The 6,302-nt window shown below is 59.5% G+C and carries 6 protein-coding genes and 2 pseudogenes; 5 read left to right on the top strand and 3 right to left on the bottom strand.

What is annotated here, in order from left to right; all coding sequences use genetic code 11:
* The 3 genes and pseudogenes from PFH44_RS23735 to PFH44_RS23725 form a co-directional block, all read left to right on the top strand.
* Positions 1–494 (top strand): annotated as a pseudogene (locus PFH44_RS23735) (trans-aconitate 2-methyltransferase); the annotation flags it as partial.
* A gap of 151 nt (positions 495–645) precedes the next feature.
* Positions 646–960, top strand: a complete 315-nt coding sequence (locus tag PFH44_RS23730) for a carboxymuconolactone decarboxylase family protein (protein ID WP_283826346.1) — start codon at positions 646–648, stop codon at positions 958–960.
* Positions 951–1,331 carry a tautomerase family protein gene (locus tag PFH44_RS23725; protein ID WP_045858213.1) on the top strand — a complete coding sequence of 127 codons (381 nt, stop codon included), beginning with the start codon at positions 951–953 and terminating at the stop codon, positions 1,329–1,331. The genes PFH44_RS23730 and PFH44_RS23725 overlap by 10 nt, the downstream gene beginning before the upstream one ends.
* A 215-nt stretch (positions 1,332–1,546) precedes the next feature.
* On the opposite strand, the gene PFH44_RS23720 is transcribed toward PFH44_RS23725, so the two are convergent.
* Positions 1,547–1,987: a GNAT family N-acetyltransferase gene (locus tag PFH44_RS23720; RefSeq protein WP_283826345.1), complete on the bottom strand. Its 441-nt coding sequence runs from the start codon at positions 1,985–1,987 to the stop codon at positions 1,547–1,549.
* A gap of 221 nt (positions 1,988–2,208) precedes the next feature.
* On the opposite strand from PFH44_RS23720, the gene PFH44_RS23715 reads away from it, so the two are divergent.
* Both PFH44_RS23715 and PFH44_RS23710 read left to right on the top strand, forming a co-directional pair.
* Positions 2,209–3,219, top strand: a complete 1,011-nt coding sequence (locus PFH44_RS23715; protein WP_283826347.1) for a LacI family DNA-binding transcriptional regulator — start codon at positions 2,209–2,211, stop codon at positions 3,217–3,219.
* Between the two features lie 127 nt (positions 3,220–3,346).
* The gene (locus PFH44_RS23710; RefSeq protein WP_283826344.1) at positions 3,347–4,360 is read left to right on the top strand and encodes a helix-turn-helix domain-containing protein; all 1,014 of its coding nucleotides are present in this window, start codon (positions 3,347–3,349) and stop codon (positions 4,358–4,360) included.
* Here the strand turns inward: PFH44_RS23710 and PFH44_RS23705 are convergent.
* Together PFH44_RS23705 and PFH44_RS23700 are read right to left on the bottom strand one after the other, a co-directional pair.
* The gene (locus tag PFH44_RS23705; RefSeq protein WP_463671569.1) at positions 4,314–5,366 is read right to left on the bottom strand and encodes an alpha/beta hydrolase family protein; all 1,053 of its coding nucleotides are present in this window, start codon (positions 5,364–5,366) and stop codon (positions 4,314–4,316) included. The two genes, PFH44_RS23710 and PFH44_RS23705, sit on opposite strands and share 47 nt — an antisense overlap.
* Positions 5,367–5,666: 300 nt before the next feature.
* Positions 5,667–6,287 (bottom strand): annotated as a pseudogene (locus PFH44_RS23700) (mannitol dehydrogenase family protein); the annotation flags it as partial.
* Between the last annotated feature and the right edge of the window lie 15 nt (positions 6,288–6,302).

Raw genomic sequence — 6,302 nt, 5'->3', positions numbered from 1 at the left:
AGCCTACGGCGGATGTGATTTACGCCAACGCCTCCCTGCAGTGGCTTACCGACCACCAGACGCTGTTTCCGCAGCTCGTTGCGCAGCTGGCGGATAACGGTATTCTGGCGGTGCAGATGCCGGATAACTGGCAGGAGCCGTCGCATACTCTGATGCGTCAGGTCGCCCAGGAGCTTGGGCATCCGGAGAACGGACGCCACCCGCTTCCCACCGCCCGACAGTACTACGACATCCTGACGGCCAGCGGCTGCGAGGTCGATATCTGGCACACCACCTATTACCATCAGCTCGATTCTCATCAGGCGATTATTGACTGGCTGCAGTCGACGGGGCTGCGTCCTTACCTGCAGCGCCTCGACGACAGCCAACGCGACGCGTTTCTCAGCCGCTATCTGGTGCTTCTGCAGGAGCACTATTCGTTACAGTGTAACGGAAAGGTGCTGCTGCTGTTCCCTCGCCTGTTTATCGTCGCCCGACGCCAGGCCGCTGGCTGATAGCGCCTGCCGGGCGCGCAGAATGTCGCCCGGCCTGCATCGCCCATCGTCCTGTTTTTCAGGATTGATTATCAAAAATGTTGCGATATTAAGAAGTATTCCCCTGTGCCACTCTCTGTTCATCCTCTAATGACAACCGGAGACATGAACGATGGCATCACCTAACCGCAATAACCTGGCCGGGATCGCGCCAAAGCTCGCCCAGCTGACCGAAGAGGTGCTGTTCGGCGATATCTGGGCCCGCAGCGAGCTGTCGCCGCGAGAGAGAAGCCTGATCACCCTTGCCGCCCTGACCGCGCTGGGCAGAGAAAGACAGCTGCCGTGGCATATTGATTTTGCGGCGAGCAACGGCCTGACCCGCGCTGAGATAACCGAGGTCTTCACCCACCTGGCCTTTTATGCCGGCTGGCCGGCGGCCGTCACCGCGCTCTCCTGCATACCGCCGGAGGATTCAGCATGCCTTTAACCCGAATAACGATTCGTGCCGGCTATGACGATGAGTGGATCGCGCGGCTTTCGGCACTATTTCATCAAACTCTGGTGGACGAGTTTGCGGTGCCCGCGGCGGATAAATTTCAGTTTATCGACGTTCTGCCCGACGCCCGGCGCATCGTCGATCCGCACTACCTCAGCGGCGGGCGCAGCGGCGACTTTGTGCTGTTTCATATTTTTGCCGGCAAGCCGCGCAGCGCGCAGCAGAAAAAGCGCCTCTATCGGCGGCTGTGCGACCGGCTGCAGGCAGAGCTCGGCATTGCCCCCGATGACGTGATGGTGGTGATTCAGTTTAATCATACCGACGACTGGAGCTTTAGCCGCGGTGAGATGCTGGCGGGATAGATCGGCGGTGAGCTAACGGCGCCGCTGTGGGCGCCGTACTGCCGATTTACCAGGGGAGATGGTGCACCAGGGAGAGATCCCAGGCGGTAGCCAGCAGTGAAAGAAAGATGATCACATTAACGGTCGTCTCGATGCGTTTTTCCATTTTTGATTCTCCTGAGTCGTTTTCCGCTATTAGACAGGGAAAATCTTAATAACTTCTTATCGGCGGCAGCTTAGAGCATCACCCGATAGCGGACATAATCATCCGCTGGGGTGAACTCATCATACAGCTTGCGGGCGGGATTATCAGCACGCGTATGCCAGTAGAGGCGCGACCACCCTTTCGCTCTCCCTTCCGCATGCAGCGCCTGCACCAGCGCTCTGGCAACTCCGCGTCCGCGCATTGCAGGGTCAACGAACAGATCTTCCAGATAGCAAACGGGCGTTTTCACCCACGTTCCTTCGTGCAGGACGCCAATAGCGAATCCGACCACCCGGCCGTCGACGATCGCAGCCCGGCCGATAACCGGAGATGCGCCGTCCAGCAGGCGTTGCCAGGTGTATTGCGTCACATCGTCAGGCTGCGGGCTGCCGTAAAAACAGGTGTAGCCCTCCCACAATCCCAGCCACTGCGATTTGTCCTGCGGCTGCAGCTCGCGAATATTGATAACCATCGTACTCTCCCACCTCATCTGAATAGACCATTATTTTCCTCGAATAAAATGACTTCAAGCGCTACCGGCGCAATTTGCCACTGTCGGCCCTCGGTGGCTAAAAGCGATGAGGGTCACAAACCGTGCCCGATGAGCCGCAGGAAAGATCAACGACGGCGCTTTAGTCTGCCTATGTGCCGGGTCGTTAAGGTATAATGCGGTTTCTCAAGGGGAGAGGGATGATGAAGCGGAAAAACAAAATCACAATGAACGATATCGCCCGTACGGCGGGTGTGTCACAGGCAACGGTATCGTTGGTCCTTAATCAGTCCCGGAATATCAAGCTGAGCGAGGAGACCCGTCAGCGGGTAATCGCCGTCGCGACCGAGCTCGGCTACGACCGTCTTCCGGCGATTCACGCCCCGCGAAATCAGGAAGAAGTGGCGCTGCTGGTCAGCACCCTGCAAAGCTACGATCCCTTTATCGATGCCATCAGCCAGGCGCGGGAAGCGGCCTGGCGCAATGAAGTGCTGCTGACCGTCTATGATTACGGCGACGACGTCGAGCTGGCGATTAATATTATTCGTCAGCTGGAACAGCGTAACTGTATCGGCATTATTCTCGCCTCCCCGGTGACCACGCTTGTAGATATGACCGATTTTCAGGACTGCACCCGCCTGCCGCTGGTCCTGCTCAACCAGCGCGATCCGGATTCGCCGCTGCTGCCTTCGTTTGTTCCCGACGACTACGCTAATGCGTTTCAGGTGACCCGTCATCTGATCTCCATGGGGGCGACGCGCATTGCGCACATCACCGGCGAAAGCTGGATGGAGGCAACCCGCCAGCGGCTGGCGGGGTATCAGGCGGCTCTGGAGCAGGCCGGACAGGCGTGCGATGAGCGCGTGGTGCGCCGGACCAACTGGCAGTTCAGCGAGTCCTTCACCGCCACCTGCTCTCTACTGGAGCAGCAGGATCGCCCGGACGCCATCTTCTGCGCCAGCGACTGGCTGGCGATCGGCTGCTATCAGGCGCTGGCGGTCAACGGCGTCCGGTTGCCGCAGGATATCCTGCTGGCGGGATACGACGATCAGAAAATATCGGAACAGCTCACCCCGCCGCTCACCAGTATTCAGCTGCCCTACAGCGAATTAGGGCGACTGGCGGTGGAGTATCTGTGCAATCAGGAGGATGCGGCCACGCACGTGATGCTGGCCGGCCGGCTAAAGGTCAGAGCCTCCAGCTCTCGGGAATAAATTATCAATAAACGCCTACCGGCAGAACATCACGTCGGAGGCGACGGCGCGCCGGGATATGGGTCACTATTTGTGTCACTATTCCCGGTAATCATTCCCGGTAACTTTCCGTTATGGTACGGCTGACATGCTTTCAGTTCCTTTTCCGCTTATTACCCTATCGGCCCTGCTTATCCTGCTGGCAACGGCCCTGTTTGCGCCAAAACAGCGCCACGCGGGCACCCTGCGCTTCGTGCTTGCCTGTATCGTGCTGGTTGCCGTCAGCACGCTGCGCTGGGAATATGAATCCAGCCTCCTGCGCAATATCCAGTCCGGGCTGGCCATAATGCTGCCGCCGATCGCCTGGCACTGTTTTGTCTCACTGACGGAGATCGGCCGGCGGCGTCACCTGCTGCTGCTGTTCGCTCCCGCAGCTCTCGCCGTCGTTATCAGGATTTTCTGGCCGCCGGCGACGGATCCGGTCCTGTTTTTACTTTTTGCCGGCTATGGGTGCGGCCTGCTGCGCCTCGCATGGCGCGGGGAGCACCGCTTCACCCTCAGCCGTCTCAGCGAGTCGCCGCAGACCACGAAAATGGCCTTTTTTGCCGGCTGTTTTCTCTGTCTGTCGGCGCTGACCGACCTTGCGGTGACGTTTGACTTCAGCCTGACCGGCGGCAGGCTGGCGCCGGCGATCGTGATGGGTTTTCAGGCCGCGCTCCTTCCGCTGATTGCGGCGGCTATCGTCATCGCCGGACGGCCGGAATCTGAGAGTAAGGCAGCGCTCCCGACGCGGGCCGCGGCGCCGGCGGGAGAGCTGGCGAAAGTTTACGCCGGGCTCGAGAAGCAGGTGCGGGAGACGGAGCTCTATCTCAATCCCGACCTAACGCTGAGCCTGCTCGCCAGAAAAACCGGGATCCCCGCACGCCAGCTCTCAGGGGCGGTCAATGCTATCAGCCAATGTAACGTCTCGCAGTGGATTAACGGTTTAAGGATTGAACGGGCGCAGGCGCTGCTGCTCAGCACCCCGCTGCCCGTTACCGAAATCATGTTCGAGTCCGGATTTACCACCAAGTCCAATTTTAACCGCGAGTTTCAGCGCATCTGCGGCCTGTCGCCTACTTCGTTTCGTCAGCAGGCGGGCGGTAATCCAGCGCCGAATTAAGGAATCTGCCGATCTTAGGTATCAGCGCCCGGTGAATAGCGGCGCGGTCTCCTCCGCTACCGTCGCGACAAACGATGCCGTCACCGGGCGTCTCTTCTTCAATAAGCGCCTCGGCGCCAGGCTTGCACAGCTGCATAAAGCTGAAATGAGTGGCCCTTTCAACGACCTCATACTGCCTGCGCTGCGGATCCAGGTTGGCCGCAAGGTAGCCTGACTCCTGCCCGGCATCGAGGTCCGCGAGCTTGTCCACCTGGGCCGCAAGGATCAGTACCGGAACGCCGAGCGCGCGCAGGCTCTGCGGAGTAAAGCCGGGGGCGAAGCCGAGATCGAGAGAGACCACCGCCTTGATTCTGGCATCCCGCAGGTCCGCAAAGCGCGCATCCTGCGTGCGGGCGCCATTGATGCCAAGCTTTTGCGTTAGCCGGCAGTCGCCGCGCTGCGCATGGTGCCGGCAGTCGCGCAACATGCGGGCGGAATCGAAGCGGGCTCCCGCCAGCGACATCACCGTCCATCCGCCGAGAGAGTGGCCTAAAGCGGCAATTCGCCCGGCGTCTACCTCCCCGACCAGCGCGGAAGACCGCAGAGTGAAGTCAATCACCTGGCTGAGATCCTGCGGACGTCGCCACAGGCGCTTCGCTTCGCGCGGATCCTGATTAAAGGTGGTGGTTCCGGGATGGTCCGGCGCCGCGACAATATACCCCTGCTCGGCCATCGCCGCCGCTATCCACGACAAATTTCGCCAGTTGCCGTTATAGCCGTGAGAGATAACCAGCAGAGGGTGGGCTCCGGGCCGCACGGGCGCATCGCGGATAACGGCGACCCCTTCGAAAGCGGGATTGGTGCCGATATTTTCCGCTTTTCCTTCAGCAGACGTTGGATACCATACCGCCACGTCGAGGCTTTTCCCCTGCGGGTCGGTCAACGCCAGCTGGCGAAACCCCGGTTCGGCGTGAACCTGGATACAGATAAGTAAAGCCGGTAATAAAAGAAACCCTCTTCTGAACATCATGTTGACTCCTGCTGTGCTGAATTGAGGCCCATTTATAGGTGAGCCGCAGCGTCAGGGCGTCCCAAAACGCGATCGAGGCCGTGAATTTGCTCATTTACGCTGGTTTTCGGCACCAGGAGGAGACCGTGCCCTCGGATTCAGGCGCGGAGAATGCACTATTTCCCGTTCTGCTGGACGAAGCGGTGCAGAAGCATCAGGTCTGCTCGCTTAATTTAATCGGCGATCTAATGTATGTTGTAACTATTTTAAGGGAATAAATAACCCGGCAATCGCCGGGTCAACGTTTTGAACGGGATATCAGCAGAGCGGCTTAACCGCCTCGCGCATGCCCTTGAGCAGGATGGCATCGAGGTCGAGGGTTACCTGCTCCACCAAGCCGGGAACCTGGCTCAAATCCTGCTGCCAGTGCGCCTCGACCGACAGCACCGCTTTCACCAGCTCGCTGCTGCTCAGCTGCGCGTCACGATGCGCGGACCACAGCGCCCGGTAGCGTTCCATCCATTCGACGTCGTCCTGCAGGGGATAGTTTTGCTCATTGCGCTCGCCGCGATAGAACGCCATTAACGCCGCCAGCGCGAAGGTCAGCCGGGGGGCCAGTTTACCGTTTTTCGCCTGCCCCGTCAGCAGCTGCGGCAGAATGCGGGTGCGGTATTTCGTCATGCCGTTGAGCGCAATCGACAGCAGCTGATGCTTAATGTAGGGATTGCGGAAACGCCCGGTCACCGCGCTGGCGAAAGTCTCCAGCTCCTCGCGGGGTAAATCCAGCTGCGGAATAATTTCCTCGTAAATCGCCTTTTCGACGAACGAGCAGACCTGGCTATCGTTCATCGCCTCCCCGACGGTATCCAGCCCTGCCAGGAAGGCAACCGGCACCAGCGCGGTATGCGCGCCGTTAAGAATCGCCACTTTACGCTCTTTTTAAGGCTTAATTTC

The organism is Klebsiella sp. Ech2A, assembly GCF_030078455.1.
In the GTDB taxonomy this organism is placed as follows: Bacteria; Pseudomonadota; Gammaproteobacteria; order Enterobacterales; family Enterobacteriaceae; genus Klebsiella; species Klebsiella terrigena.
Note: the sequence above shows the minus strand (reverse complement) of the source record. Positions and strands in the feature narration are given on the sequence as shown.